Annotated in this window: 27 protein-coding genes; 22 read left to right on the plus strand and 5 right to left on the minus strand. The window is 71.1% G+C overall.

What is annotated here, in order from left to right; genetic code table 11:
* The first annotated feature begins 49 nt into the window (after nucleotides 1-49).
* Nucleotides 50-3265 (plus strand): sensor domain-containing protein, encoded by a 3216-nt coding sequence (locus IWH25_RS10580; RefSeq protein WP_203385770.1) that lies wholly within the window; start codon nucleotides 50-52, stop codon nucleotides 3263-3265.
* A gap of 5 nt (nucleotides 3266-3270) precedes the next feature.
* On the opposite strand, the gene IWH25_RS10585 is transcribed toward IWH25_RS10580, so the two are convergent.
* The 3 genes from IWH25_RS10585 to IWH25_RS10595 are packed head-to-tail and all read right to left on the minus strand — an operon-like array spanning nucleotide 3271 to nucleotide 5293.
* On the minus strand, nucleotides 3271-3726 hold the full coding sequence (locus IWH25_RS10585; RefSeq protein ID WP_203385771.1) for a hypothetical protein: 456 nt from the start codon (nucleotides 3724-3726) through the stop codon (nucleotides 3271-3273).
* Nucleotides 3723-4175 (minus strand): putative toxin-antitoxin system toxin component, PIN family, encoded by a 453-nt coding sequence (locus tag IWH25_RS10590; RefSeq protein ID WP_238998867.1) that lies wholly within the window; start codon nucleotides 4173-4175, stop codon nucleotides 3723-3725. The genes IWH25_RS10585 and IWH25_RS10590 overlap by 4 nt, the downstream gene beginning before the upstream one ends.
* Entirely contained in the window at nucleotides 4172-5293 is a 1122-nt protein-coding gene (locus IWH25_RS10595; RefSeq protein ID WP_203385773.1) for an NAD(P)/FAD-dependent oxidoreductase, read from the minus strand. The genes IWH25_RS10590 and IWH25_RS10595 overlap by 4 nt, the downstream gene beginning before the upstream one ends.
* A gap of 59 nt (nucleotides 5294-5352) precedes the next feature.
* Here IWH25_RS10595 and IWH25_RS10600 point away from each other — a divergent pair, with 59 nt between their 5' ends.
* The 6 genes from IWH25_RS10600 to IWH25_RS10625 all read left to right on the plus strand — a co-directional run bounded on the left by IWH25_RS10600 (nucleotide 5353) and on the right by IWH25_RS10625 (nucleotide 13494).
* Nucleotides 5353-6321: a tRNA dihydrouridine synthase gene (locus IWH25_RS10600; RefSeq protein WP_203385774.1), complete on the plus strand. Its 969-nt coding sequence runs from the start codon at nucleotides 5353-5355 to the stop codon at nucleotides 6319-6321.
* Nucleotides 6318-6992: a tRNA (guanine(46)-N(7))-methyltransferase TrmB gene (gene trmB / locus IWH25_RS10605; protein WP_203389220.1), complete on the plus strand. Its 675-nt coding sequence runs from the start codon at nucleotides 6318-6320 to the stop codon at nucleotides 6990-6992. The genes IWH25_RS10600 and trmB overlap by 4 nt, the downstream gene beginning before the upstream one ends.
* The gene (locus IWH25_RS10610) at nucleotides 6989-7321 is read left to right on the plus strand and encodes a YkgJ family cysteine cluster protein (RefSeq protein WP_203385775.1); all 333 of its coding nucleotides are present in this window, start codon (nucleotides 6989-6991) and stop codon (nucleotides 7319-7321) included. Before trmB ends, IWH25_RS10610 begins: the two co-directional genes overlap by 4 nt.
* 313 nt (nucleotides 7322-7634) lie before the next feature.
* Nucleotides 7635-8705 carry a polysaccharide pyruvyl transferase family protein gene (locus tag IWH25_RS10615; protein WP_203385776.1) on the plus strand — a complete coding sequence of 357 codons (1071 nt, stop codon included), beginning with the start codon at nucleotides 7635-7637 and terminating at the stop codon, nucleotides 8703-8705.
* A 194-nt stretch (nucleotides 8706-8899) separates the two neighbouring features.
* Entirely contained in the window at nucleotides 8900-11497 is a 2598-nt protein-coding gene (locus IWH25_RS10620; protein WP_203385777.1) for a bifunctional aconitate hydratase 2/2-methylisocitrate dehydratase, read from the plus strand.
* A 260-nt stretch (nucleotides 11498-11757) separates the two neighbouring features.
* Nucleotides 11758-13494, plus strand: coding sequence for a hypothetical protein (locus tag IWH25_RS10625; RefSeq protein ID WP_203385778.1), 1737 nt, complete (start codon nucleotides 11758-11760; stop codon nucleotides 13492-13494).
* On the opposite strand, the gene IWH25_RS10630 is transcribed toward IWH25_RS10625, so the two are convergent.
* Nucleotides 13491-14399 carry a LysR family transcriptional regulator gene (locus tag IWH25_RS10630; RefSeq protein WP_203385779.1) on the minus strand — a complete coding sequence of 303 codons (909 nt, stop codon included), beginning with the start codon at nucleotides 14397-14399 and terminating at the stop codon, nucleotides 13491-13493. The two genes, IWH25_RS10625 and IWH25_RS10630, sit on opposite strands and share 4 nt — an antisense overlap.
* A gap of 131 nt (nucleotides 14400-14530) precedes the next feature.
* On the opposite strand from IWH25_RS10630, the gene IWH25_RS10635 reads away from it, so the two are divergent.
* On the plus strand, nucleotides 14531-15160 hold the full coding sequence (locus tag IWH25_RS10635) for a pyridoxamine 5'-phosphate oxidase family protein (RefSeq protein ID WP_203385780.1): 630 nt from the start codon (nucleotides 14531-14533) through the stop codon (nucleotides 15158-15160).
* Between the two features lie 47 nt (nucleotides 15161-15207).
* On the plus strand, nucleotides 15208-15801 hold the full coding sequence (locus IWH25_RS10640) for a glutathione S-transferase family protein (RefSeq protein WP_203385781.1): 594 nt from the start codon (nucleotides 15208-15210) through the stop codon (nucleotides 15799-15801).
* Between the two features lie 106 nt (nucleotides 15802-15907).
* Here the strand turns inward: IWH25_RS10640 and IWH25_RS10645 are convergent, their stop codons facing one another.
* On the minus strand, nucleotides 15908-16192 hold the full coding sequence (locus IWH25_RS10645) for a hypothetical protein (protein WP_203385782.1): 285 nt from the start codon (nucleotides 16190-16192) through the stop codon (nucleotides 15908-15910).
* Between the two features lie 169 nt (nucleotides 16193-16361).
* Between IWH25_RS10645 and IWH25_RS10650 the strand changes: the two genes are divergently transcribed.
* The 13 genes from IWH25_RS10650 (at nucleotide 16362) to IWH25_RS10710 (ending at nucleotide 26648) form a co-directional block, all read left to right on the plus strand.
* A complete protein-coding gene (locus tag IWH25_RS10650; protein WP_203385783.1) occupies nucleotides 16362-16727 on the plus strand; it encodes a hypothetical protein in 366 nt (121 codons plus the stop codon).
* A 29-nt stretch (nucleotides 16728-16756) separates the two neighbouring features.
* Nucleotides 16757-17443: a hypothetical protein gene (locus tag IWH25_RS10655; RefSeq protein ID WP_203385784.1), complete on the plus strand. Its 687-nt coding sequence runs from the start codon at nucleotides 16757-16759 to the stop codon at nucleotides 17441-17443.
* Nucleotides 17440-19257, plus strand: coding sequence for a V-type ATP synthase subunit I (locus IWH25_RS10660; RefSeq protein ID WP_203385785.1), 1818 nt, complete (start codon nucleotides 17440-17442; stop codon nucleotides 19255-19257). Before IWH25_RS10655 ends, IWH25_RS10660 begins: the two co-directional genes overlap by 4 nt.
* Complete coding sequence (locus IWH25_RS10665) at nucleotides 19247-19603, plus strand: ATP synthase subunit C (protein WP_203385786.1); 357 nt, start codon at nucleotides 19247-19249, stop codon at nucleotides 19601-19603. The genes IWH25_RS10660 and IWH25_RS10665 overlap by 11 nt, the downstream gene beginning before the upstream one ends.
* A gap of 10 nt (nucleotides 19604-19613) precedes the next feature.
* Nucleotides 19614-19910 (plus strand): hypothetical protein, encoded by a 297-nt coding sequence (locus tag IWH25_RS10670; RefSeq protein ID WP_203385787.1) that lies wholly within the window; start codon nucleotides 19614-19616, stop codon nucleotides 19908-19910.
* Complete coding sequence (locus IWH25_RS10675; RefSeq protein ID WP_203385788.1) at nucleotides 19907-20527, plus strand: hypothetical protein; 621 nt, start codon at nucleotides 19907-19909, stop codon at nucleotides 20525-20527. Before IWH25_RS10670 ends, IWH25_RS10675 begins: the two co-directional genes overlap by 4 nt.
* Before the next feature lie 82 nt (nucleotides 20528-20609).
* Nucleotides 20610-22409, plus strand: a complete 1800-nt coding sequence (locus tag IWH25_RS10680) for a V-type ATP synthase subunit A (protein ID WP_203385789.1) — start codon at nucleotides 20610-20612, stop codon at nucleotides 22407-22409.
* Nucleotides 22393-23781, plus strand: coding sequence for a V-type ATP synthase subunit B (locus IWH25_RS10685; protein WP_203385790.1), 1389 nt, complete (start codon nucleotides 22393-22395; stop codon nucleotides 23779-23781). Before IWH25_RS10680 ends, IWH25_RS10685 begins: the two co-directional genes overlap by 17 nt.
* A complete protein-coding gene (locus IWH25_RS10690) occupies nucleotides 23778-24383 on the plus strand; it encodes a V-type ATP synthase subunit D (protein ID WP_203385791.1) in 606 nt (201 codons plus the stop codon). The genes IWH25_RS10685 and IWH25_RS10690 overlap by 4 nt, the downstream gene beginning before the upstream one ends.
* Nucleotides 24384-24696: 313 nt before the next feature.
* On the plus strand, nucleotides 24697-25254 hold the full coding sequence (locus tag IWH25_RS19320; RefSeq protein WP_376990801.1) for an HNH endonuclease signature motif containing protein: 558 nt from the start codon (nucleotides 24697-24699) through the stop codon (nucleotides 25252-25254).
* 371 nt (nucleotides 25255-25625) lie between these two features.
* Nucleotides 25626-26072, plus strand: coding sequence for a hypothetical protein (locus IWH25_RS10700; protein WP_203385793.1), 447 nt, complete (start codon nucleotides 25626-25628; stop codon nucleotides 26070-26072).
* A gap of 161 nt (nucleotides 26073-26233) precedes the next feature.
* Nucleotides 26234-26365, plus strand: coding sequence for a BrnT family toxin (locus IWH25_RS10705; protein ID WP_203385794.1), 132 nt, complete (start codon nucleotides 26234-26236; stop codon nucleotides 26363-26365).
* A 16-nt stretch (nucleotides 26366-26381) separates the two neighbouring features.
* The gene (locus IWH25_RS10710) at nucleotides 26382-26648 is read left to right on the plus strand and encodes a BrnA antitoxin family protein (protein WP_203385795.1); all 267 of its coding nucleotides are present in this window, start codon (nucleotides 26382-26384) and stop codon (nucleotides 26646-26648) included.
* Nucleotides 26649-26848 lie beyond the last annotated feature (200 nt).

A 26848-nucleotide genomic window follows, 5' to 3' on the forward strand; every position in this document is an offset into this window, starting at 1 on the left:
GGGAATTCTGATAGCGTCGTCACCCTGCCCCGCCACTGCTTCCGCTGCCTTGAACTCGCCTTCCCCAACGACCGACTATCGCGACGAGGAGATCCGCCGCCTGCGCAGCGCGCTCGACAACGTCGGTGCCTACGTCTTCACCAAGGACCGCGCCGGCCGCTACACCTACGCCAACCGCATGGTCTGCGCGCTGTTCGGCGTGCCGCTGGAAGGCATCGTCGGCCATACCGACGAGGATTTCTTCGACCTCTCGGTGTCGAACGACCTGCGCGTGAACGACCGGCAGGTGCTCGACACCGGCGCCACGGTCGAGCGCGAGGAGCGCAACGTCGTCGTCAGCAGCGGCGAGACGCGCTACTACTGGGCGGTGAAGAAGCCGCTGTACGACACCGGCGGCGGCATCGTCGGGCTGATCGGGGTGTCCACCGACATCACCGCGCGCAAGGCGGCCGAGGCGGCGATGGGCGAGGCCGAGGCGCGCTTCCGCGAGCTGTTCGAGCAGGCGCCGCTGGGCATCTGGCTGACCGACCGCGACGGCCGCATCGTCGAATGCAACGCCCAGTTCGCCGACTACGCCGGCGCGCCGCGCGAGCAGATCGTCGGCTTCCGCATGCTCGACGAAGCGCAGGACCCGGCGCTGGCCGAGCCGCTGCGGCGGGCGCTGCGCGGCGAGGCGAGCAGCATCGAGACCGCCTACCGCTCGACCACCGGCGACCGCGGCGGCATCTACCGCTTCCACTTCCAGCCGCACTACTCGGGCGGCGAGCTGTGCGGCGTGCTCGCCTTCGCCGAGGACATCGGCGAGGCGCGCCGCGTCGGGAACGCGCTGCGCGACCGCGAGGCGCTGCTGTCGAAGATCTTCGATACCGCCAGCGTCGCCATCTTCCTGGTCGATCCGCGCGGCATCATCACCCACGCCAACCAGTGCATGGCCGAGATGTTCGATTGCCCGCTGTCCGAGCTGGTCGGCCGCGAGTACGTTGCCTGCGTGCACCCGGACGAGCGCGAGACGGCGCGCGCGCGCATGCTCGGCCTGCTGGCGAGCAAGGTGCAGGCGGTGGACCTCGAGCGCCGCTACTGGCGCGCCGACGGCAACGAATTCTGGGGCCGCCTGACCGGCCGCCGCTTCCAGGATGCCGAGGGGCACGAACTCGGCCTGGTCGGCGTCATCGCCGACATCAGCGAGGGCAAGCTGGCGCGGCAGCGCATCGAGGCCGAGCAGCAGCGCTTCCGCGACCTGGTCGATTCGACCTCGGGCATCGTCTGGGAGGGCGACGCGCGGACCTTCGCCTTCACCTTCGTCAGCCAGGAGGCCGAGCGCCTGCTCGGCTATCCGGTCGAGGACTGGTACCGGCCCGGCTTCTGGGTCGAGCACCTGCACCCGGACGATTGCAGCTGGGCGGTCGACTACTGCGCCTCCTGCACCGGCCGCCTGGAGAACCACGACTTCGAGTACCGCTTCATCGCCCGCGACGGGCGCACCGTCTGGCTACGCGACATCGTCAAGGTGGTCGAGGAGGGCGGCGCGCCGCGCTGGCTGCGCGGCGTGATGGTCGATGTCACCGCCAGCAAGCGCGCCTCGCAGCGCCATGCCAGCGTCGTCGAGTCGGCGATGGACGGCTTCGTCGTCTGCGGCCGCGACGGCCGCGTGCGCGAGCACAACCGCGCCTTCTGCGCGCTCACCGGCTACGCCGCCGACGAGGTGCTGGCGCGCGGCTTCGGCGACTTCGATGCGCTGCCGGACGCGGCCGAGAGCGCGGCGCACCTCGCGCGCATCGTCGGCGAGGGCGGCGACCGCTTCGAGACGCGCTGGCGGCGCAAGGACGGCGAGGTCATCGACGTCGAGATCACCGCCACCTGGCTCAGCCTCGGCGACGAGATCTGCGCCTTCGTGCGCGACATCACCGTGCTGAAGGAGCACGACCGCCAGCTCGACCGCATCGCGCACTACGACCCGCTGACCGGCGTCCCCAACCGCACGCTGCTCGCCGACCGGATGAGGCAGGCGCTGGCGCAGGCGAGGCGCAGCGGCAGCCTGCTGGCGATCTGCTACCTCGACCTCGACGGCTTCAAGCCGATCAACGACAACTTCGGCCACGACACCGGCGATCGCGTGCTGGTCGCGGTCGCCGCGCGGCTGCAGGCCTGCCTGCGCGCCAGCGACACCGTCGCGCGCGTCGGCGGCGACGAGTTCGTGCTGCTGCTGCAGGGCATCGACGACCTCGACGAGTGCAAGCAGGCGCTGGCCCGCATCCTCGGCGAGATCGCCCGCCCGCTGGCCGTCGACGGGCGCGACATCCGGCTCTCGGGCAGCCTCGGCGTCGCCCTCTACCCGAAGGACGACGCCGACAGCGACACGCTGCTGCGCCACGCCGACCAGGCGATGTACCTGGCCAAGCAGGGCGGCCGCAACCGCTTCCACCTGTTCGACCCCGAGCACGACCGCCTCGCGCGCGAGCGCACCGAGCGCCTGGCGCGGATCGCGCAGGCGCTGCGCGACGGCGAGTTCGTCCTCTACTACCAGCCGCAGGTGGATATGCGCTCGGGCCGCGTCGCCGGCGTCGAGGCGCTGATCCGCTGGCAGCATCCGCAGCGCGGCCTGCTGCCGCCGGCGGACTTCCTGTCGGTGATCGAGGACAGCGAGCTGATCGTCGAGGTCGGCGACTGGGTGATCGCCACTGCGCTGGCGCAGCTCGACGCCTGGCAGCGCATTGGCCTGCAGCTGCGCGTCGGCGTCAACATCGCCGCCCGCCACCTGCTGCACGCGGCCTTCGCCGAGCGCCTGCAGGCGCAGCTGGCGGACTTCCCCGAGGTCGCGCCGCAGGCGCTCGAACTGGAAATCCTGGAGACCGCGGCGCTCGAGGACATCGAGCGCGTGTCGCGGGTGATCCGCGAGTGCCGCGCGCTCGGCGTCTCGTTCTCGCTCGACGACTTCGGCACCGGCTACTCGTCGCTGGCCTACCTCAAGTCGCTGCCGGCGGAGACGGTCAAGATCGACCAGACCTTCGTCCGCGACATGCTGGTCGACGCCGAGGACCGCGCCATCGTTGAGGGCGTCATCGGGCTCGCCCGCGTCTTCCGCCGCGAGGTGATCGCCGAGGGCGTCGAAACCGCCGCCCACGGCGCGTTGCTGCTCCGCCTTGGCTGCGACATGGCGCAGGGCTACGGCATCGCGCGGCCGATGCCGGCCGCCGATCTGCCGGTCTGGGTCGGGCAGTGGCGGCCCGATCCGGGCTGGCGCAGCGCCGCCGACACCGGCGACTGAGGCGGCTACTTCACTTCGTAGTCGAAGGTCGCCGCCGGCTGCCCCTCGACGCTGACCTGCAGGCGGCGCTTCCCCGGCGGCTCGTCCGGGCCGACCGACCATTCGCCGACGATCTGCCCGTCGACCGGCACCAGCTGGCGCTGGCTGACCTGGCTGCGGCGCAGGTCGGGAACGTGCAGGTTCTTCGCCACCGGGTTGTCCGGCGCCGCGGCGCCGGGCTTTTCCGGCAGCACGTACTCCTCGCGCACGGCGACGCTGCGCTTCTTCGTGCGCAGCTCGATGATCCAGCCGTAGCGCTGGCCGACCGCGCGCGGCACGACGGCCGCGGGCTGGAAGACGATCTCGTCGCCCTGGCCCTCCGCGAACAGGCCGAACTCGGCGGCAAGGATCTCGACCGCGGGCGCGGCGGTGGCGGCGCCGGCGGCGAGCAGGCAGGCGAGGGCGGTGGCGGTGCGAATCATCGGGCGTGCTCCGGGGACGGTGCCGCAAGCCGCGCGGCGGCCTGCTCGGGGACGAGGATGGCAAACGGCGGCGGCCGTCGGCGGCTGCGCGCCAGGCGCAGCAGCTCGCGGTCGCGCGTCAGCAGCAGCTCGGCGCCGGCGCGCGCGGCGAGCTCCAGGAACTTCTGGTCGTCGGCGTCGCGGCAGCGCGGCAGTTCGGCGGGCTCGCCGGCGCCCGCCGCGGCGACGCCTTCGGCGAGCGCGCGGTATTGCGCGTGCAGCGTCCGCTGCGCCGCTTCGTCGAGCGCGAACTGCGGGTAGGCGAGCACGCGTTCGAGCTCGGCGAGGCAGGCGTCGTCGGTGACGCAGTGCGCGCGGCCGGCGGCCAGCGCCTCTGCCAGCGCGGCGCAGCGCGGATCGCGCCAGAACAGCAGATCGAGGACGACGTTGGTGTCGAGGACCAGCTTCACGCGTCGAGTTCCGCGCACACCGCGTCGGCGATCGCGAGCGCCGAGGTCAGCCCCGGCGATTCGATGCCGAAGAGGTTGACCAGCCCTCGCACGCCGTGCGTTTGCGGCCCCTGGATCAGGAAGTCGGCGGCCGGGTCCTGCGGGCCGGAAATCTTCGGCCGCACGCCGCAGTAGGCGGGGGCGAGCGCGCCGTCGGGCAGCCCCGGCCAGTAGCGGCGGACCTCGGCGTAGAAGCCGGTGCTGCGCTGCGGATCGACGGCGTAGTCGGGCGCGTCGATCCAGCCGCCCGGCAGCCATTCGACGTCGGGGCCGAAGCGCGCCTGGCCGCCGAGGTCCAGCGTCAGGTGCACGCCGAGGCCGCCGGGTTCCGGCAGCGGGTAGATCAGCCGCGAGAACGGCGCGCGACCGGCGAGGCCGTAGTAGTTGCCCTTCGCGTAGTGCGGCGTCGGGCAGTGTTCCGGCGGAAAGCCGATCAGGCGGCGCGCGACCTGGGTCGCGGCGAGGCCGGCGGCGTTCACGACGAGGCGCGCCTTCAGCTGCGTCGTATCGCTGCCGCTGCCGACCTCCAGCACGATGCCGTCTGCTTCAATGCGGCCGCCGGCGACCGGGCTGTGCAGCGCGAGCAGCGCGCCGTCGCGCTCGGCGTCGCCCAGGAGCGCGAGCATGAAGCCGTGGCTGTCGACGATGCCGGTCGACGGCGAATGCAGCGCGGCGACGCAGGCGAGGTTCGGCTCCATCGCCTTCGCCTCGCCGGCGTCGATGAGGCGCAGGTCGCTCACGCCGTTGGCCTCGCCCTGCCGGCGCAGCGCTTCGAGCTTCGGCAGCTGTCCCGCGTGCGTGGCGACGATCAGCTTGCCGCAGCGGCGGTGCGCGACGTGGCGTTCGCCGCAATAGGCGTACAGCGCGTCGCGGCCGGCGACGCACAGCGCCGCCTTGCGCGATCCGCCCGGGTAGTAGAGCCCGGCGTGGATGACCTCGCTGTTGCGCGCGCTGGTCTCGCTGCCGAAGGCGTCGTGCCGTTCGAGGATGACGGCCTCGATGCCGCGCGCGGCGAGCGCCCGCGCGCAGGCGAGGCCGACGACGCCGGCGCCGATGATGGCGGCTGTGATCTGTTCCATAGGGCGAGCATTGTAGAATAGCGGCCTTTTCCCGCGCTGCTTTCTCCCCCGATTTTTCCATGTCCCGACTGCTGCTCGCCCCGATGGAAGGCCTCGCCGACGACGTGCTGCGCGAGGTGCTGACGCGCGTCGGCGGCTACGACCACGCGGTGACCGAGTTCGTCCGCGTCTCCGGCACGCTGCTGCCGGCGCGCGCATTTACGCGGCTGTCGCCGGAGCTGCTGAACGGCGGGCGGACGACGGCAGGGACGCCGGTGGTCGTGCAGCTGCTCGGCAGCGACCCGGAATGTCTCGCGGCGAACGCCGCGCGGCTGGCGCGGCTGTCGCCGCCGGGGATCGACCTCAACTTCGGCTGCCCGGCGCCGACGGTGAACCGCCACCGCGGCGGCGCCGCGCTGCTCGGCGAACCGGAGCTGCTCTACGCGATCGTTTCCGCGGTGCGCGCGGCGGTGCCGGCGGACATCCCGGTGACCGCCAAGATGCGTCTCGGCATCGCCGACACCGCGCTGGCGATCGACTGCGCGCAAGCGCTCGCCGAAGGCGGCGCCCGGTCGCTGGTGGTGCATGCGCGGACCAAGGAGCAGGGCTACAAGCCGCCGGCGCACTGGGAATGGATCGCCGCGATCCGCGAGGCGGTGCGCGTGCCGGTGGTCGCCAACGGCGAGGTGTGGACGGTCGGCGACTGGCGCCGCTGCCGCGCGGTCAGCGGCTGCGCCGACGTCATGCTCGGCCGCGGCGCGGTGTCCGATCCGTATCTGGCGCAGCGCATCCGCGGCGACGCGGCGCCGGCGCCGACCGCCGCCGAGTGGGCGGCGCTGCTGCCGCATCTCGCCGCCTTCTGGCAGGGCGTGCTGGCCAAGGTCGAGGCGCGCCACGCGCCGGGCCGCATCAAGCTGTGGCTCGGCTACCTGCGCCGCACCTGGGCGGAAGCCGAGGCGCTGTACGCGGCGCTGCGGCCGCTGCGGCAGCCGGCCGAGGTCACCGCGCTGCTCGCCGGCTTCGTGCCGACGTTGCGCGAGGCTGCCTGATGTACGCCAACTCGCGCGTGCCGCAGAGCGCGCAGACCGGCATCCACGAGCGCCTCGCCGAGCTCGTCGACCGCCACCGGCGCGAACCCTTCCGCAAGCCGATCCTCGACTACAACCGCGCCGCGTTCGCGACCGCGATGGCGGCGTGGGGCAACGCGCGCCCGCTGATCCTCGACGCCGCCTGCGGCACCGGCGCGTCCAGCGTGCTGCTCGGCGAACGCAATCCGGACTGCTTCGTCATCGGCGTCGACCAGTCGGAGGACCGGCTGACGACGGCGAAGGGCGAGCTGCCGGCGAACCTCTGCCTGGTGCGCGCCGACCTCGTCGACTTCTGGCGCCTGCTCGCCGAACGCGGCGTGACGCTCGAGCGCCACTGCCTGTTCTACCCGAACCCGTGGCCGAAGATCGGGCATCTCGCGCGGCGCTGGCACGGGCACGCGGTGTTCCCGGTGCTGCCGCAGTTGGGCGGCGTGATCGAGTGCCGCAGCAACTGGCGCATCTACGTCGAGGAGTTCGCCTTTGCGCTGGGCCGCGTGCTCGGGCGTGACATCGCGTGGGAGGAATTCGTCCCGGACGAGCCCGTCTCGCCGTTCGAACGCAAGTACTGCGACTCGGGGCAGCCGCTCTACCGCTGCGTGGTCGACCTGCGCGACCGGCGGGGCGCGGCGTGAGCGACGCCAGTCCCTGCACCACCTGCGGCGCCTGCTGCGCTGCCTTCCGCGTCGATTTCCACCCGGCCGAGCTGGCCGGCCGCGCCTTCGCCTGGGCCGGCGGCGTGCCGCCGGCGCTGACCGTGCCGGTCACCGCGCAGCTGGTGCGCATGCACGGCACCGACACCTCGCCGCCGCGCTGCGCGGCGCTGTCGGGCGAGGTCGGTGCGCAGGTCGCGTGCACGATCTACGACGCGCGGCCGTCGCCGTGCCGCGAGTTCGACATCCACCACGACGCCTGCGCCCGCGCGCGGGCGCGCCACGGCCTGCCCCCGCTCGGTCTTGCATAAGACAGAGATGCGGTGGACTTATCCCCGCCGCGGTCGAGCAAGTCTGTGGAAAAGTCCTGAACAAGTGGCGTAAGCGACTGAGCCGGCGACGGAAAAAGGCGTTGCCAAAAATTTGTGCAAGCCCCGTGCGACAAGCGATTCCCGCGATTTCGATCTTCCCATAAGGCGGAGTTATCCCCGCCGGTGTGGGGCAAGTCTGTGGATAAGCACTGGATAAGCGGGGCAAGCGCCTGAGGCGGAACGGAAAAAACGGGCTGCCGAAAAAATGGGCGGCGGCCTTGCCAGCGGTGCGCGCGCGGCGCAGGCTTGGCCGATGGAGATGACTTCCGCTACGCCCCTCGTCCTCTTCGGCGCCTGCGACCGCCACAACCTCGGCGACCTGCTGCTGGCCGAGGTCGCCGCGCGGCGCGCGGCGCCGCGGCCGTGCCTGTTCGCCGGGCTGCGCGCGGCGGACCTGCGCGCCGTCGGCGGTCGCGCCGTCGCGCCGATCGGCGAACTGATCGCGCAGTGGCCGCGGCGTTTCGGCGCGGCGCCGCTCGAAGTGCTGCACGTCGGCGGCGAGGTGCTCGACACCGACGCCTGGGAGGCGGCGGTGATGCTGCTGCCGGCCGCCGAGGCCGCGTCGCGCATCGCCGCGCTCGATCGCCGGCCGCGGGCGCGGGCGGCGTGGGCGGCGGAATTCCTCGGCTGCGCGCGGCGGGCGCCCTACGTCCTCGCCGGCGACGCGGGAATCGCCACTGCCTTCCGTGCCGTCGGCGGCGTCGGGCTGGCGCAGCGGCCGCCGGCGTTCCGCCGGGAAATCGCCGCGGCGCTGCGCGCGGCGCGCGCGGTCACCGTGCGCGACCGCGCGACGCAAGCGGCGCTCGCTGCCGAAGGCGTCGCCGCCGGCCTCGAACCCGACCCGGTGGCGCAGGCGGCGGACCTCCTCGCCGAGCTCGTCGCCGGTGCGCCGCGCGCGGCCGGCGACTACCTCGCGGTGCAGTGCGCCGCGGACTTCGCCGACGATGCGACGCTCGCCGCGCTCGCCGGCGTGCTCGACGCAAGTGGTCTGCCGGTGCGTTTCTTCGCCGCCGGCCTGGCGCCCTGGCACGACGACCTGGCGCTCTACCGCCGGCTGGCGGCACGGCTGCGCGTGCCGGCGGCGGTGGTCGGCAGCGCCGCGGTGCGCGACACCTGCGCGCTGATCGCCGGCGCCCGCGGCTGTCTCGCCTCCAGCCTGCACGCGCTGCTCGTCGCCGGTGCCTTCGCGGTGCCGGCGCTCGGCCTCGCCGCGCGCCCGGGCGGGGCGGCCAAGCTGTGGGCGTACGCGGCGACCTGGGGCGGCTTCGAGGTGGCGGCGGTGGCGGAGCTGGCCGGCCGGCGGCTGCCGCTTTTCCGAGCCTGATTCGCCGCCGGCCGCAGCGTCGGTGCCGCGGCCGGAACGCGCTGCCGGTTGATTGAAAATAAGGTAAAAGATAATATATATAAGACTGACAGCAAGTCTCCCCGAACCTGAGCCAAAAGCCGGTGTCCGAGGGTTTTGCGCCATGTCGTAGAATTGCGTTTTTTCGAGCCACCCGTTATCGAAAGGAAGTCGCCGTGCTTGAAGCCTATCGCGCCCACGTCGCTGAACGTGCTGCCCTCGGTATCCCCCCGCTGCCGCTGTCGAAGCAACAGACCACCGAGCTGGTCGCGCTGCTGAAGAATCCGCCGAAGGGCGAGGAGGCCGCACTGGTCGAGCTGATCACCTACCGCGTGCCGGCCGGCGTGGATGACGCGGCCAAGGTCAAGGCCGAGTTCCTGGCGAAAGTCGCCAAGGGCGAGGAGAGCTGCGCGCTGATCTCCAAGGAGAAGGCGACCGAGCTGCTCGGCACGATGCTCGGCGGCTTCAACGTCAAGCCGCTGATCGACCTGCTCGCCGACGCCGCGGTCGGCGCGGTGGCCGCCGAAGGCCTGAAGAAGACGCTGCTGGTGTTCGACTACTTCCACGACGTCGCCGAGCTGGCCAAGAAGGGCAACGCCAACGCCAAGGCGGTGATGCAGAGCTGGGCCGACGCCGAGTGGTTCACCTCGCGTCCGGAAGTGCCGGCGTCCCAAAAACTGACCGTGTTCAAGGTGACGGGTGAGACCAACACCGACGACCTGTCGCCGGCCCCGGATGCCTGGTCGCGTCCGGACATCCCGCTGCACGCGCTGGCCATGCTGAAGAACCCGCGTCCGGGCATCGAGGCCGACGAGCCGGGCACCCGCGGCCCGATCAAGCAGCTCGAGAAGCTCGCCGCCAAGGGCAACCTGATCGCCTACGTCGGCGACGTCGTCGGCACGGGTTCCTCGCGCAAGTCGGCGACCAACTCGGTGCTGTGGTTCACCGGCGAAGACATCCCGTTCGTGCCGAACAAGCGCTTCGGCGGCGTCTGCCTCGGTTCCAAGATCGCCCCGATCTTCTTCAACACGATGGAAGACGCCGGCGCGCTGCCGATCGAGATCGACGCCGGCCAGATGGACATGGGCGACGAGATCGAGCTGAAGATCGACGCCGCTTCCGGCAAGGTCACCGCCACCAAGAACGGCGCGACGATCGCCGAGTCGCAGCTGAAGACCCTGGTCATCCTCGACGAAGTCCGTGCCGGCGGCCGCATTCCGCTGATCATCGGCCGCGGCCTGACGACCAAGGCGCGTGAAGCGCTCGGCCTCGCCCCGTCGACGCTGTTCCGCCTGCCGCAGCAGCCGAACGATCCGGGCAAGGGTTACTCGCTGGCGCAGAAGATGGTCGGCCGCGCCTGCGGTCTGCCGGAAGGCAAGGGCATTCTGCCGGGCACCTACTGCGAGCCGAAGATGACCACCGTCGGCTCCCAGGACACCACCGGCCCGATGACCCGCGACGAACTGAAGGACCTCGCCTGCCTCGGCTTCTCGGCCGACCTGGTGATGCAGTCGTTCTGCCACACCGCCGCCTATCCGAAGCTGGTCGACGTCAAGATGCACCGCGAACTGCCGTCGTTCATCTCGACCCGCGGCGGCGTCGCGCTGCGTCCGGGCGACGGCGTCATCCACTCGTGGCTGAACCGCCTGCTGCTGCCGGACACCGTCGGCACCGGCGGCGACTCGCACACCCGCTTCCCGATCGGCATCTCCTTCCCGGCCGGCTCCGGCCTGGTCGCCTTCGCCGCCGCCACCGGCGTCATGCCGCTGGACATGCCGGAATCGGTGCTGGTCCGCTTCAAGGGCAAGATGCAGCCCGGCATCACGCTGCGCGACCTGGTCAACGCCATCCCGCTGTACGCGATCAAGGCCGGCCTCTTGACCGTCGAGAAGAAGGGCAAGAAGAACATCTTCTCCGGCCGCATCCTCGAAATCGAAGGCCTGCCGGATCTCAAGGTCGAACAGGCCTTCGAGCTGTCGGATGCCGCCGCCGAGCGTTCGGCCGCCGCCTGCGCGGTGGCGCTGAACAAGGAGCCGATCGTCGAGTACATGCGCTCGAACATCACGCTGATGAAGTGGATGATCGCCGAGGGCTATCAGGATGCGCGCACGCTGCGCCGCCGCATCAAGGCGATGGAAGAGTGGATCGCCAACGGCACGCTGCTGAAGGCCGACGCCGGCGCCGAGTACGCCGCCGTGATCGAGATCGACCTGGCCGACGTCAAGGAGCCGATCGTCGCCTGCCCGAACGACCCGGACGACGTGAAGGTGCTGTCCGAAGTCGCCGGCGACAAGATCGACGAAGTCTTCGTCGGTTCGTGCATGACCAACATCGGCCACTTCCGTGCCGCCGGCAAGGTCCTCGAAGGCAAGTCGGACATCCCGACCCGCCTGTGGATCGCGCCGCCGACCAAGATGGACGCCCTCATCCTCACGGAAGAAGGCTACTACTCGGTGCTCGGCAAGGCCGGCGCCCGCATGGAAATGCCGGGCTGCTCGCTGTGCATGGGCAACCAGGCGCAGATCCGCAAGGGCAGCACCGCGATGTCGACCTCGACGCGCAACTTCCCGAACCGCCTCGGCATCGACACCCGCGTCTACCTGGGTTCCGCCGAACTGGCCGCGATGTGCGCGCTGATGGGCAAGATCCCGACGGTCGCCGAGTACATGGAGCAGATCCAGGTGGTGAACGCCAAGGCCGCCGACATCTACCGCTACATGAACTTCGACCAGATCCAGGACTTCGTCGAGGTCGCGGCGACGGTCGACGCCTGATCGCTCGGTCTTTCCGGCCAAGGAACGGCGCCCCGCGGGGCGCCGTTTTTCATGGTGGCTTGCCCCGCATCGTGGGCGCGGGTGAGCGAACGCCTGCTGGGTCGTGGTCGCACTGCCAACGCTTCCTGTATGCGAGCGGGTTTTCTCCGGTAGAGTTCGAACGGCGCTATCTCAACCGGTAACTGCGCGTCAGCCGCTACCGGCGCGATTCATCGACGGTGACGCGGCCCCCATCATCGATAACGACAACGGAGACATGGATGAGCAAAGCAACCTGGAACGCCCAAGCGGCGAGCGGCGACTGGAACACGGCAAGCAACTGGACCCCTGCCGAGGTGCCCATGGACAAGGCCGCTTTCGCCGCCTCGTCGCAGACGATGATCGGCTTTTCGCAGGCGGCAGGTACTGCAGTGGGCAGCATCGAGTTTGCCGCCGGCGCGCCGGCCTACACCTTCACGTTCGGCGCCGCTTCGCCCGCCTCGCCGACGCTGGCGATCACCGGCGCCGGCGTTGCCAACGCGTCGATGAGCCAGCAGAGTTTCATCGTTGCCGCCGCCAGCGCGGGCTACCAGAATCCGCAGCTCGAGTTCACGAACTCCGCGTCGGCGGGCGGCAGCAACAACTTCTACTGCGCCGGTCCGGCGACGCAGCAGGATTACGGCGGCGGCGTCATCCGCTTCGTCGATACCTCCTCCGCCGGCAGTGCCAGCTTCATGGCCTGGACCGGCGCCGGCACGCCCCCGAAGAGCGGCAGCACGGTGGGCGGCGAGATCAGCTTCGGCGATTCGTCGACGGCGGATTCGGCCAGCTTCACCATCTACGGCAGCCTCGGCAGCGACGGCGACACCTTCGGCAATGCCGTCTTCCACGACAATTCGACCGCGGCCTACGCCACCTTCACCAACATCGGCGGCACCGTCTCCGGCGGCGACGGCGGCAACACGCAGTTCTACGACAACTCGACCGCCGCCGGCGCCCATTTCTACAATAAGGGCGGCAGCTGCAGCCAGGCCAACGGCGGCGACGTCGCCTTCGACGGCACGGCCAACGGCGGCAACGGCCACTTCTACAACTACGCCGCCCCGGCCGCCGGTGCCTACGGCGGCGTCACCAGCTTCAACAACAACCCGCCCGAGGTGACGACGGGCGGAGCCTCGGCCGGCAACGGCGCCTATTTCAATTTCGGCGCGCGCGGCGGCGCACAGGGCGGCGGCGGCCACGTCGAGTTCACCGCCAAACACGGCTCGCCGACCGCGGCCAGCGGCACCTTCAACAACTACGGCAGCGAGATCAAGGGCAATTCCAGCGCCGGCCACACGATCTTCTCGATCAGCCTGCCGACCCGCTACTCCCCGACGGCGGGCAACGCCACCTTCTACAACCACCCCGCGCCGGTGGCGGGCGGCGCGGCCGGCTTCACCGAGTTCTCGGTCTATGGCAGCAGCCAATCCGGTGCCGGCCAGGGCAGCGACGGCGGCAATGTACCCACCGCCGGCAACGGCACCTTCTACAACCTGGGCGCCTACCTGGAAGGCGCTGCCGGCGGCTACACGACCTTCTCCGGCACGTCGAGCGCGGGCAGCGCCGTCCTCGTCGCCTACGGCGGCACCGACGGCGGCTACGGCGGCAAGATCGCGTTCTACGACAATGCCTCGGGCGGGACGGCGAGCGTCTATCTGGCAGACAACGGCGAACTGGATCTCAGCTACCACAGCGGCGGGGTTACCCTCGGCAACCTCGACCTGGCCGGCGGCATCCTCCGCGTCCAGCTCGGTGCCAACCCGACCAGTCTCGCGCTGAGCGGCGAGCTGGCCATCCGCGACTACACGACCTTCTCCTTCCAGGGGAGTGGAGTCGCCTCCGGCACGCCTTACACGATCCTCAGCGCGCCGAACCTCTCCGATTTCTCGGCGGATCAATTCGCCGGCAACAGCGTGGACGGCATGACGCCGACCTTCGCCATCGTCGGCAACGATCTGCAGGTGACGTTTGCTTAGCCGTCCGCCAGCCGCTGCCGCAACCGCGGCACCGCCCAGTCGACGAAGCTGCGCAGGCGCGAGGAAAGCAGGCGCGAGTGCGGGTAGACCAGCTGCACCGGGATCGGCGGCGGTTCGAAATCCTGCAGCACCCGCCGCAGCGTGCCGGCGGCGAGCGCGTCGCGCACCTGGTAGTCGAGGAACATCCCGCAGCCGAGCCCCTTGCCGCAGGCATCGAGGGCGACGTTGATCTGGTTGGTGGCGAGCAGGCCCTTGATCGGCACGCGGATCGTTTTGCCGCCGTCGTCGCCGCCGGCGAATTCCCATTCGCTGCCGGGGGCGACGCCGAGGAACTGCAGGCAGCGGTGCCCGGCCAGGTCCTCCGGCCGCCGCGGCGTGCCGGCGCGGCGCAGGTAGGCCGGGCTGGCGCAGACGACGCGGCGCGTCGTGCCGAGCGGCACGGCGACCAGCGACGAGTCGCGCAGGTGGCCGATGCGGATCGCCGCGTCCATGCCTTCGTCGAGCAGGTCGACGACGCGGTCGAAGAGCATCAGTTCGGCATGGACCGCCGGATGAACGGCGAGGAAGTCGCTGAGCACCGGCCCGACGTGCAGGCGGCCGAACATTACCGGCGCGGTGATCGCCAGCCGGCCGGCCGGCGTCGCCTGCCGCGCCGAGAGGGCGGCCTCGGCTTCCTCGACTTCGGCCAGCACGCGCCGGCAGCGCGCGAAGTACTCGCGCCCCTCGTCGGTCAGCGCGATGCGGCGCGTCGTGCGGTTGAGCAGGCGCGTGCCGAGTGCGCCTTCGAGCGTTGCCAGCGAGCGCACCACCGAGGTCAGCGAGGTGTCGAGCGCGGCGGCGGCAGCCGTCAGGCTGCCCGCCTCGACGATGCGCACAAAGGTCTCCATGGCCCGCAGCTTGTCCATGCCGGCGATATTACACCGTTGAGCGGTGTAGTCAGTTCAGCATTCGTCTATTTATTTCGATAGCCGGAGCGATCAGCATGGCATCCATCGCCGGCGCGCAACGGGCGCCGCCTTCGAATCAGGAGATCGTCATGCCTCGACGCTTCGCGCAACTGACCTTCACCGCCAGCGTGCAAGCGGCGCAGGCGCGCTACGGCACGCGTGCGCAGGCCGAGCGCTACGCCGCCGGCGGCAGCGACAACAGCGAACTCGGCGCACGCGAACGCGAGTTCATCGCTGCGCGCGACAGCTTCTACCTGGCCACCGTCGGCGACACCGGCTGGCCGTACGTCCAGCATCGCGGCGGCAACCCCGGCTTCCTCAAGGTGCTCGGCCCGACAACGCTGGCCTTCGCCGATTTCCGCGGCAACCTGCAGTACCAGAGCGTCGGCAACCTCGGCGGCAACGACCGCGTCTGCCTGATCCTGGTCGACTATCCGCAGCGCCGCCGCCTCAAGCTGCTCGGCCATGCCCGCGTGCTCGACCTGGCCGCGGCCAGCGACGCGGCGCTGGCCGCGCTCTGGCAACTGCCGGCCGGCGACGCCGAGGCGCCGGTCGAGCGCGTGCTGCTGATCGAGGTCGCGGCCTTCGACTGGAACTGCGCCCGCCACATCACGCCGCGCTACAGCGAGCGCGAGCTGTCGTCGCTGCTCGATCCCCTGCACCAGCGCATCGCGCGGCTCGAAGCGCAGCTGCGCGAGCTGGGCGGCGCCGAGCCGTGAGGCGGGCCACAACGTCGTTCCCTTCATCATCCGCAAAGGAGAAAAGCATGCAGCTGTACGATCTGGAGTTGTCGGGCAATTGCTACAAGGTTCGCCTGTTCGCCGCGCTGGCGCAGATTCCGCTGGACATCGTGGCGGTCGACTTCCTCGCCGGCGCGCACAAGAAGCCGCCGCTGATCGACTTCAACCCCTGGGGCGAGATTCCGATCCTGGTCGACGGCGAGGTGGTGCTGCGCGATTCGCAGGCGATCCTCGTCTACCTGGCCGCCAAGTACGCCGGCGAAAGCTGGCTGCCGCGCGACGCGGCCGGCCTCGGCGAGGTCATGCAGTGGCTGTCGACCGCCGCCAACGAGGTGCAGAACGGGCCGGCGTCGGCGCGCCTGGTCGACAAGTTCGGCTACGCGCTGGACAAGGCCGACACGCTGAAGCGCGCGGCGCGCATCCTGCCGCTGCTCGACGCCCACCTGGCGCGTCACCCGTGGCTGGCGCTGGCGCGGCCGACGATCGCTGACTGCGCCGTCTTCCCCTACGTCGCGCTGGCGCCGGAAGGCGGCGTCTCGCTCGCCGATTACCCGCATATCCGGCAATGGATCGCGCGGGTCAAGGCGCTACCGAATTTCCTCGCGATGCCCGGCGTCTGAAGGCGCTGTTGCCGCCGGCGGGACGGCGAGGGCAGGCGACGCGCAAGTTTCCCGAGCGCCTCGGCCCGGCGTCTGCCGGGCCGGCCGCGACGCACGGGCGGACAGGTTACTTGTCGTGGCCCTTCGACTTGCCCTTGTTCTCCTTCTTCGCCTTCTTGTCCATGCCGCCGGCCTGGTCGTGGGCGAGGCCCTGTTCGTTCTTGCGCTGGTCGGCGCGCATCATCCCTTTGTCTTGCCCCATCGCCGGGGCGTTGGTGTTCATCTGCCCTTTCTCGCTCATGTGCTGCGGCGACTTGCCGCCGGTGTTGGGGCCGTCCTTCTTCGCGTAGGCCGCCGGGCCGGCGAGCAGCAGTGTGCCGGCGAGCAGGGCCGGGATCAGTTTTCGGAGCATGCTTGCACCTCCTTCTTTGCGTGCGGGATAAACCGTTTCCAGCATAGACAGCGCGCCGCCGCCTGTCGAAAGCCGCGTTGCCGCGGCCGCGTTTCCTGACGCCGTCATTGCCGTTGTCTATAGTGGGACAAAGGCACGACAAGCTTGTTCCGGAAGGAGAGGAGCGGTCATGGCAAACAACGGGGAGGCGCCGGAGAGGCCGGGGGCGGCCGACGCAGCGGTCGATGCCGCCTTCGCCGAGGTGATCGCCGCCGAAGCGGCGGCCGAGGCGGCGGTGCTCGCCTGCCGCGCCGAAGCCGAGCGCCGGCTGGCCGCCGCGCGCGCCGCGGCGGCCGAACTGTCCGAGCGTTCCCGCGAGAAATGTTGCGCCTGGTGCCGCCGCCATGCGGCGCGCCAGGCTGCGGCGCTGGCTGCGCTCGCCACCGAGGCGCAGGCCGCGGCGGCCCCCGTGACGCTCGACGCCGACGCGTTGCGCCGGCTGGAGCAAGCGGTCGATCGCCTCGCCGACGAGCTTTGCGGCGGCGACTTCGGCTAGCGCGCGGCAATCGGCGAAAGGGGTCGCCCATGGAATACGCCCAGGCACGCATGCAGGCCCGCCACGGCGCGCGTCCCGACGAGGCCGCGTGGCAGCGCCTCGGTGGCCAGTCCGGGTTCGCCGCCTATCTCGCCGCGGCGCGCGCGAGTTCGCTCGCCGGCTGGCTGGCCGGCATCGGCGACGAGGCCGGGCCGCACGAGATCGAGCTGGCGCTGCGCCTGCGCTGGCGCGAGGCGGTGCACGAGACGGCACGCTGGCTGCCCGCCGAGTGGGCGGACGCGGTGCGCTGGTGCGCGGCGCTGGTCGACCTGCCGGCGCGTTCCTGGCTTGCCGGCGGCGGCGAGCCGCCGGCCTGGGCCGAGCGCGATCCGGTGCTCGCCGCCTGCCTCGGCGCGCCCGAAAGCCTGTTGCCGGCGACGCTGGCGGCCTGGCTGGCGGACTGGCGCCGGCGCTGGCCGACGGGCGGCGAGGACGCGCGCCGGCTGGACGCGATCGCCGCCGGCGTCGCCGCGCATCTCGCCCGCTTCGCCGAGCTGCCGCCCGCGGCCGCCGGCGATGCGCGGCGCGCGCTCGCCCGCGACGCGCGGCACTGGTTCCGCCGCCATGCGCAGTCGCCGGCGGCGGCCTTCGCCTACCTGCTGCTGCTCGCGCTCGACCTCGAACGCCTGCGCGGCGAACTGCTGTTGCGGGCGCTCGGCCGCGAGGAGGCGCCATGACGCTGCGCCCCGAATGCGCCCGCTGGTTCGAGATCCTTGCCGCGCGCGAGGACGCCTTGGGCGTCGCCGATGCGCTGGCCGCCGCCGGCTGCGCCGAGTTCGAGGCCGGCAGCGTCGCCGTGGCCGGCGCCGACGGCGAGCGCCACCGCCGGCGCGAGCGTTTCCGCGAACTCGAACGGCGCTACCGCGAATGGTGGCCGGAGGTCGCGCCGGCGGTGCCGCAGGCGTTTCCGGACGAAGCGCTGGCGGCGGCGATCGCCCGCGTCGACGGCTGGGCCGCCGCCGCGGCACCGACGATCGCCGCGCTGGTCGCCGCCGAGGCCGAACTGGCCGAACTCGCGCAATGGCGGGAGATCCTCGCGGCGCCGGAATTCGGCGCCGGCGAGCGGGCGGCGCTGGCCGGTGCCAGTCGCCTGTCGCCGGCGCTGTTCGCCTGCCCGGAAGCGACGCCGCCGGCGCCGGAGGGGTTGCTGCTGCGGCCGTTCGCCGCCGGCGGCCGGCGCTATCTGTTCGCGCTCGGCGAGGCGCCGGCGATGGCGCTGCTCGCCGAACAGCTGGCCGCTGCCGGCGGGCGTCGGCTGAGTGCGCCGGCGTGGCTCGGCGACGCGGAAGCGCCGGCGCGCCTCGCCGCGCGCGCCGAGGCCTGCCGGCAGGCGGCGGTCGCCGCCCGCGCACGGCTGGCCGGCCTTGCCGACCAGCATGGCCTGGCGGCGGCGCTGGCGGCGGCCCGCTGCTGCTGCTGGGGTGTCGACAACGTCGCTGCGCTCGAGGAACGTCGCGCGCTGTGCCGCGTCACCGGCTGGACCGGCGATCCGGCCGGCGTCCGCGGCGCGCTCGCCGCCGCCGGCCTCGCCGCGCTGGTGCGCTTCCCGCCGCCGCCGGCCGCGCTGCAGCCGCCGCTGCTGCTGCACAACCCGTGGTGGGCGAGCCCCTACGAGCGCTTCTGCCGGCTGCTCGGCATGCCGGCGGGCAACGCCGCCGATCCGAGCGCGCTGGTGGCGCTGATCTTCCCGCTGCTCTTCGGCTACATGTTCGGCGACCTCGGCCAGGGCCTCGTCGTCTGCGCCGCCGGCATCGCCTTCGGCGGGCGCTGGCCGCTGGCCCGGCTGCTCGTCCCGGCCGGCCTCGCCGCCGCGTTGTTCGGCCTCCTCTTCGGCAGCGTCTTCAGCCAGGGGGGAATCATCGCGCCGCTGTGGACCGACCCGCTCGCCGATCCGCTGCCGGTGCTGCTGCCGCCGATCGCCGCCGGTGCCGCGCTGCTCCTGCTCAGCGTCGCGCTGGCCGGCGTCGAGGCGCGCTGGCGCGGCGAGCTGGCCGCCTTCGTGCGCCGCGAGGGCGGTGCCGTCGTGCTCTACCTGGCGCTGCTCGCGGCGTTCGCGGTGCCGGCCGACTACGTCGTGCCGCTGCTCGCCGCGGCGCTGCTCGCGCAGCTGCCGTTTGCCGCACGCGGCGGCGCGCTCGGCCTGCTCGCGGGGCTCGCCGAGTGCCTGGAGAAGACGCTGCAGCTGCTGATCAACACCGTCTCCTTCGTCCGCGTCGGCGCCTTCGCGATCGCCCACGCCGGCCTCTCGGCGGCGCTCGCGATGCTCGCCGACGCGGCCGGCGGCGGCGTCGGATGGCTGCTCGTCGTCGTCCTCGGCAACCTGTTCATCGTCGCGCTGGAAGTGCTGGTTGTCTCGATCCAGACCACGCGCCTCGTCCTCTTCGAATTCTTCACCCGCTTCTTCGTCGGCAGCGGCCGCGCCTTCCATCCGCAGGCGCCGGCCGGCGCGTCGCACGACGCAGCTTCCCGGGAGGTTCGCCATGAAAACTGAAAAAACACGAACGCTGCTGATCGGCGCGCTCGCCGCGTTCACCGCGCTGGTCGGCGTCGCCGCGACGCTGCTGCTGTTCCCCGATGCGCTCGCCGCGACGCCGGCGGCGGCCGCTGCCGTGGCCGGCGAGGAGGCGGCGTGGGGGCTGCTCGGCGCCGCGCTCGCCACCGGCATGTCGGCGCTCGGCGCCGGCATCGCCGTCGGCAAGCTCGGTGCGGCGGCGGTCGGCGCGCTCGCCGAGAAGCCCGAGCTGTTCGGCCGCCTGCTGATCTTCGTCGGGCTGGCCGAGGGGATCGCCATCTACGGGCTGATCGTGTCGATCCTGATCCTCAACCGGCTGGCCTGAACGCGCTGCCATGAAACCGCTGCTCTACCTCGGCGACGAAGTGTCGGCGGCCGGCTTCCGGCTCGCCGGCGTCGCTGTGCGCGTCGCCGCCGCCGGCGGCGAGGCCGCGGCCTTCGCCGCCGCGCGCGCCGAGGCCGGGTTGCTGCTGGTCGGCGCCGACTGCGCGGCGCGCCTGCCGGCCGGCGTGCTGGCGGCGGCGATCGCCGCCGGCGAGCCGCCGCTCGTGGTGCTGCCGGCGCGTCCGGGCGAGCCGCCGGCCGGCGACCCGGCGGCCGACGTGCGCCGCCTGCTGGGGCTGCTGTCGTGAGCGGCGACGACGCCATCACACGGGCGCGCGCCCGGCTGCTGGCGGCGATCGCCGCCGACCGCGACGCGCGTTGCCGCGCCATCCTCGAACCGGCCGCGGCAGCGGCCGAGGCGCTGCTCGCCGCCGCGCTCGCCGACGCCCGCCGCGAGCTGCGCCGCGCGCTCGTCGCCGAACGCACGCGACTGGCCGGCGAGCGCGCGGCCGCCGCCGCCCGGCGCGACGCGGCCGGACGCTCACGCGCGCAGCGGCTGGCGCTGGGCGCGGTTGCGGCCGGTCTCGATCGCCTTGCGCCGGCGTTGCAGCGGCGCTGGGACGACGCGGCGACGCGCCGGCGCTGGGTCGCGGCGGCTTGCCGCATCGCGCGCCAGCGCCTGCCGGCGGCCGGCTGGCAGCTGCGCCATCCGGCCGCCGTCGCCGCCGCGGAGGTCGCCGACTGGCTGCGCGGACTGGCCGCGGCCGGCGTCGCCGACGTGCGCTGCGAAGCGGCGGCGGAGATCGCCGCCGGCATCGAGATCCGCGTCGGCGACGCCTGCCTCGACGCCACCGCCGCCGGCCTCGCCGGCGATCCGGCGGCGGTCGCCGGGCGCCTGCTGCAGCTGTGGGAGGAAGCGTCATGAACGCCGTGCACAGCTGCCCGCCGCTGTCCGCCATCCTGCCGCGGCGAAGCGTGTCCGCGGCGCTTGCCGGGAGGGCCTCGCGATGAGCCGCGCGACCATCGAATCGATCGCCGGGCCGGTGCTGCGCGCCCGCTGCGCCGGCGCCTTCGCCGTCGGCGAGGCGGTCGCGGTCGGCGCCGCCGGCCTGCTCGGCGAGGTCGTCCGCCTCGACGGCGAGCTGCTGGTCGCGCAGGTCTACGAGGACACCAGCGGCCTGAAGCCGGGCGACGCGCTCGCCGGCAGCGGCGGGCCGCTTTCGGTGCGCCTCGGCCCGGGGCTCTTGGGCGGCATCTTCGACGGCCTGTTGCGCCCGCTCGCCGGACTCGACACCCCGTTCATCGCGCCCGGCCTGCGCCCGGCGCCGGCGCGGCGCTTCGCCTTCACGCCGGCGGTCGCGCCCGGGCAGCGGCTGGCCGGCGGCGCCATCTTCGGCTTCGTCGCTGCCGCGCGCCGGCTGTGCTGCCTGGTGCCGCCGGGCCTCGCCGGCGAGGTGATCGACATCGCCGCCGCCGGCGACTACGCCGACGACGCGCCGCTGTGCCGCCTGCGCGACGCGCAGGGTGGCGAGCACGCGCTGTCGATGTGCCAGCAGTGGCCGGTGCGGCAGCCGCGGCCGGCGGCGCGCCGGCTGCCGACCGAGGCGCCGCTGCTGACCGGGCAGCGCGTGCTCGACACGCTGTTCCCGGTGGCGCTCGGCGGCAAGGCGGCGATCCCCGGCGGCTTCGGCACCGGCAAGACGGTTCTGCTCGAGGCGCTGGTCAAGGCCTGCAGCGCCGACATCATCGTCTACCTCGGCTGCGGCGAGCGCGGCAACGAGATGGCCGGCGCGCTGGAGGAGATGGCGGCGCTGGTCGATGCGAAGAGCGGGCGGCCGATGGCCGAGCGCACGGTGATCGTCGCCAACACCTCGAACATGCCGGTCGCCGCGCGCGAGGCGAGCATCTACTGCGCGGCGACGATCGCCGAGTTCTTCCGCGACCAGGGGCTCGACGTCGCGCTGATGGCCGACTCGACCAGCCGCTGGGCGGAGGCGCTGCGCGAGGTCTCCGGACGGCTCGGCGAGCTGCCCGGCGAGGGCGGCTATCCGGCCTACCTCGGCAGCCGGCTGGCCGAGTTCTACGAGCGCGCGGCGCGGGTCGAGACGCTCGCCGGCGAGACCGGCTCGCTGACGCTGCTCGGTTCGATCAGCCCGCAGGCCGGCGACTTCTCCGAGCCGGTGACCGCGCACACCACGCGCTACGTGCGCAGCTTCTGGGCGCTCGACGCGAAGCGCGCGCAGGCCCGCTTCTATCCGGCGATCCATCCGCTGCAGTCGTATTCCGAGGACGCGCTGGCGGTCGCCGGCTGGTGGGGTGCGGTGCATGCCGCGTTGCCGGGCGAGGCCTCGGCGCCGGCCGGCAACGACTGGGAGCGCCTGCGCCGGCGCGTGTTGAGCCTGCTCGACGAGGAGGCGCGGCTGCAGCGCATGGCGCGCATCGTCGGCAAGGATGCGCTGCAGCCGCGGCAGCGGCTGACGCTGTTGTGCGCCGAGGTGGTCGGCGAGGGCTTCCTGCGCCAGTCGGCGTTCTCGCCGAACGACCGCGTCTGCGGCCCGGCGCGGCAGGCGCTGATGCTGCGCACGCTCGGCCGCTTCCTCGACCTCGCCGAGGCCGCGGTGGCGCGCGGCGCGAGCCCCGAGGAAGTCGCCGCGCTGCCCGTGCTGCGCCCGCTGCAGCGCATGGGCGAGGAGATCGCCGAGGGCGACGCCGCGGCCTTCACGGCGCTGGTGGCGGCGCTGGCGGAACAGCTCGGCGGGCTCGCCGCCGGCGGCGCGAAGGAGGGCGGCGATGCGGCCGCGGCTTAGCCTCGCGCGCGCCGCGCGGCGGCTGGAGGGGCCGCTGCTCTTCCTCGCGCGCCAGGTCGAGGTCGGCTACAACGAGGCGGTCGAGGTCGTCGGCGGCGACGGCTCGGCGCGGCTCGGCCGCGTCGCCGCGGTCGACCGCGAGACGATCGTCGTCGAGCTGCTCGAAGCCGGCGCCGGCCTCGACCTCGCCGGGACGGTGGTGCGCTTCCCCGGCGAGCCGCTGCACTTCGGCGTCGGCCCCGGCCTGCTCGGCCGCGTCTTCGACGGCGTCGGCCGCCCGCTCGACGGCGGCGCGCCGCTGCCGGTGGCGGCGCGGCTGCGCATCGACGGCCTGCCGCTGAACCCGGTGGCGCGGGCGACGCCGCGCGACTTCATCGAGACCGGCGTGACCGCGATCGACCTGATGAACAGCCTGGTGCGCGGCCAGAAGCTGCCCCTTTTTTCCGGCGGCGGCCTGCCGCACGACCGCATCGCGGTCGCCGTCGCCCGCCACGCGCGGCTGCGCGGCGCCGCGGCGGCCGAGGATTTCGCGATCGTCTTCGCCGGCATCGGCGTGCCGCACGACACCGCCGAGTTCTTCCGCCGCAGCCTGGAGGAGAGCGGCGCGCTGGCGCGCTCGGCGCTGTTCCTCAACCTCGCCGGCGACCCGAGCACGCAGCGCCTGTTGACGCCGCGCTTCGCGCTCACCGCCGCCGAGTACCTGGCCTTCGTCGAGGGCCGCCACGTGCTGGTCATCCTCACCGACATGACCGCCTACTGCGAGGCGCTGCGCGAGGTCGCCGGCGCCCGCGGCGAGGTGCCGGCGCGGAAGGGCTTCCCCGGCTACATGTACTCCGACCTCGCCAGCCTCTACGAGCGCGCCGGCTGCGTGCGCGGCCGGCCCGGCACGCTGACGCAGCTGCCGATCCTGAGCATGCCCTCGGACGACATTGGCCACCCGGTGCCCGACCTCTCCGGCTATATCACCGAGGGGCAGATCGTCCTCTCGCGCACGCTCGACCGCGCCGGCGTCTGGCCGCCGATCGACGTGCTGCCCAGTCTCTCGCGGCTGATGAAGGACGGCACCGGCGCCGGCTTCACCGACGCCGATCATCCGGCGCTCGCCAGTCAGCTGTACGCCGCCTACGCGCGCGCCGGCCAGGCGCGGCTGCTGGCCAGCGTCGTCGGCGAGGACGGCCTGTCGGACGCCGACCGCCGCTACCTCGCCTTCGGCCGCCGCTTCGAGCACGAGCTGATCCACCAGGACGCGCCGCGCAGCCTGGAGGAAAGCATGCGCGGCGGCTGGCGGCTGCTCGCCGGGCTGCCGCGCGCCGAGCTGACGCGCCTGTCGGATGCGCAGATCGCTGCGCACCTCGGCGGGGATACGTCATGAACGAAGGCTCGCCGACGCGCAGCCGGCTGATCGCGCTCGCCGAGGAGCGGCGCGCGATGCAGGAGGGCTACGTCTTCCTCGACGAGAAATGCCTGCTGCTCGCCGGCGAGATGCTGCGCGAACTGCAGCGCCACGACGCGCTGGCGCAGACCTTCGCCGCCGCACAGCGGACGGCGGCGGACGCGCTGCGCGCGGCGCTGGCGCGGCACGGGCTGGAAGGGCTCTCGGTCTATCCGCCGGCGCGCGCCGGCAGCCTCGCGCTCACGCTCTCGGCGAGCGCGCTGATGGGCATCCCGCTGCACCGCGCCGAGCTCGCCGCAACGCCCGGCAGCGCGCCGCCGGCGGTCTTCCCGTCGCCCGAGGCGGAGGCCTGCCGAACCGCCTTCGTCGCGCTGGCGCAGGCCGCGACGGCGCTGGCGCCGGTCGTCGGCAACCTCGCCCGCCTGCTCCGCGAATATCGGCGCACGGTACGCCGCGCCTCGTCGCTGCACGACATCGTGCTGCCCGAACTGGAGGCCGAAGTCGCGGCGATCGCCGGCCAGCTCGAGGAGCTGGAGCGCGATGAGGCGCTGTGGATACGCGGAGCGCGGCGCGGGTCGTGAGCGGGCTGGCTACCCACTCGACATATGGCGGCTCCGCCCGTATCCTCGGGTGCTGGCAAAGCGCCACGTTTCGCCGCCGGCTGTTCTGGAGAAAGGGATTTGATGAGCAAGACAAGCGAAGGCTGCCAATGTCTTGGCAATTCGGTCTCGTCCGGGATGGATGGCAAGGTTCCAGAGGGCGCGGCGGATATGCTGCCGACTTAAGGTTGGCCAACCTATTTAAGGCCACAGCGAAGTAAAAAACACGAAACGAACATCGAACCCTGGGAAACATGCACAACGCCAAGCTATTCCAGCCGCGACACGTGCGCTGGTGCTTTTGGAATCTGGGTACAAATGTGGAAATCCCGGATGTCGAAATGTTCTCACGTTGGATTTGCATCACATCGAGTGGGTACGCGACGGAGGGGGGAATGACCCAAGCAACCTAGTCCCCTTATGCGGCTATTGCCATGATTTGCACACGCGGGGTCATATTCCTGCATCGGCAATTCGTGTGTGGAAAGCAGTCTTGACTGCGCTTAATACGCCAAATCGAACCACGGTGGACACCTTGCTCCATCTAAAGCGCCTCAGCGGAGATTCGATTGGGCAACACGCCGTGTATTCAGGAGGGGATTTGTTGCAATTGGCACCACTAATCAATGGAGGACTAGTATCGGCTGAAGGAACTCAGGCTGGTAGCGGTAGCGCAGGTCGGCCACCGTTTGCTGTCTTCCGAGTCTTACTCACTCAGAAGGGTCAGGACCTCGTCGAGGCATGGATCGCAGGGAGTTCCGAACGCTTAGCCAACTCACTATCACCCGAGGTTGGCTACCCGCCGCTGGAGCCGAGCGCTGAAGAGCGCAGCGGCTCAGCGGCAAACTATTAGGGTGTAGAGACATGGAAAGGGGATAAGCCATGCGACTGGTTTACCGACTACTATTTGCGGCAACTCTGATTGCACCGGGCGTGAGTCCTGCTGCTAGTTGTCAAGAATTGGCAGCGGCGTATTCTAAGGATTCGCGCGCAATGAGCGATACTGACCTTGCAACGCTTAGAACATGTATCACTGAGACTTTGCGCCAACGTTTTTCGGGACTGGGCACTCCTCCCGCACCGGCAGCGAAGCCTTCACCGCCTCCTGCACCAGCACCTGCATTTGAACCTGCTCCAAGACCTAGGGTTGTCCCATGACGGGAGGCGCTGCCGAAAATGCCCCCATATCTAACTCACTTTGAGAACTGGAAGGCACTCTGGCCAATGCCGGTCGCTGTAATGGTTTTGACCGCGCTTTTCTTCGCGATTGTTCTGCCGAAAGAAGGAAAACGGGACTTGGTGTTAGTGCTCGCCGCATTTTCGATGTTAGGGCTAGTTACCGGATATTTGACCGGGTTTAGTAGATCGCCGGCTGTCGGCGCCGTTTTGCCAGCCGTCCTTTCCCTCGTGGCTGGTATGGCGGTCTTCCTGATGGGTAAAGATGCAGCTAGCCGGACGATCGTCGCCTTATCTGTGCTGATTTTTTCAATTAGCCTCGTGCTCGGGACAGGATGGGGTGCAACGATGCGACAGACCGCGGAGGATTATGCGACGAGCGAAACAGTACTAAAGCAGCGTGCATTGGTCGAAGCAGAGATTAGAGAATTTCGCGAGGCGCTGGGGCTTCCTGCAAGATTCGAAGTTGAGACGAACACGAAAAGTACGGAGTGATACTGAGCAACGAATGAGCAATCGGGCAAATGAACTAAAGGGGTCAGCTTCGTTAATTATTTCTCGTCCGAAAATTATCGAAGCTGACCCCTTTGATCATGAACTAGTAATAGGGGACGCACCACGTTTCCCTTGCTCGGTTCGAGTACAACGAAACGCGAATGATCGCGCTCGCGCCAAAGACCGGGATTCTGTACTACGTGGCGTTTGTGGATCGTGGCAAAGTGCGAAGGATCATCAGCCTTCGCCGCGCCAATCGACGTGAGGTGAAACACTATGTCGAGAACTTCTAAGCGCCCGACTGTCCGCATGCCTACCGTGGAAGAGGACAGGGCCATTACCGCAGCGGCCAGGAGTGATCCTGATGCACAGCCGCTCACGCCCAAGCAACTGAAGACCATGGTTCCGCTGAAGGCCCTGCGTGGCCGGCCGAAATCCGAGAACAAGAAGCTGCTCGTATCCGTGCGCTACAGCCCCGAGGTCATTGCGTACTTCAAGTCCACCGGAGAGGGTTGGCAATCGCTCATGGACAGCGTGCTGCGCAAGTACGTGGCGCGCCATTCGCGTAGCGCGTAAGCACGGGGCCGATCCCGGCAGTTGAGCGGGTCTGCGCGAAAAGCTGAACATGCCTATAACGACACCGTAGCGTGGGAAGTGAGGGAATAATGATTCCTCTTTCTAGAGCTTGTCGTGCACTTATTGCAATGATCCTTTTGCCTGGGTGCGCCACGTACGATGATCCGAAGGACTATCAGCCTTCCGTTTCCTCGTCCGAC

This window comes from Azospira restricta (assembly GCF_016858125.1).
In the GTDB taxonomy this organism is placed as follows: domain Bacteria; phylum Pseudomonadota; class Gammaproteobacteria; order Burkholderiales; family Rhodocyclaceae; genus Proximibacter; species Proximibacter restrictus.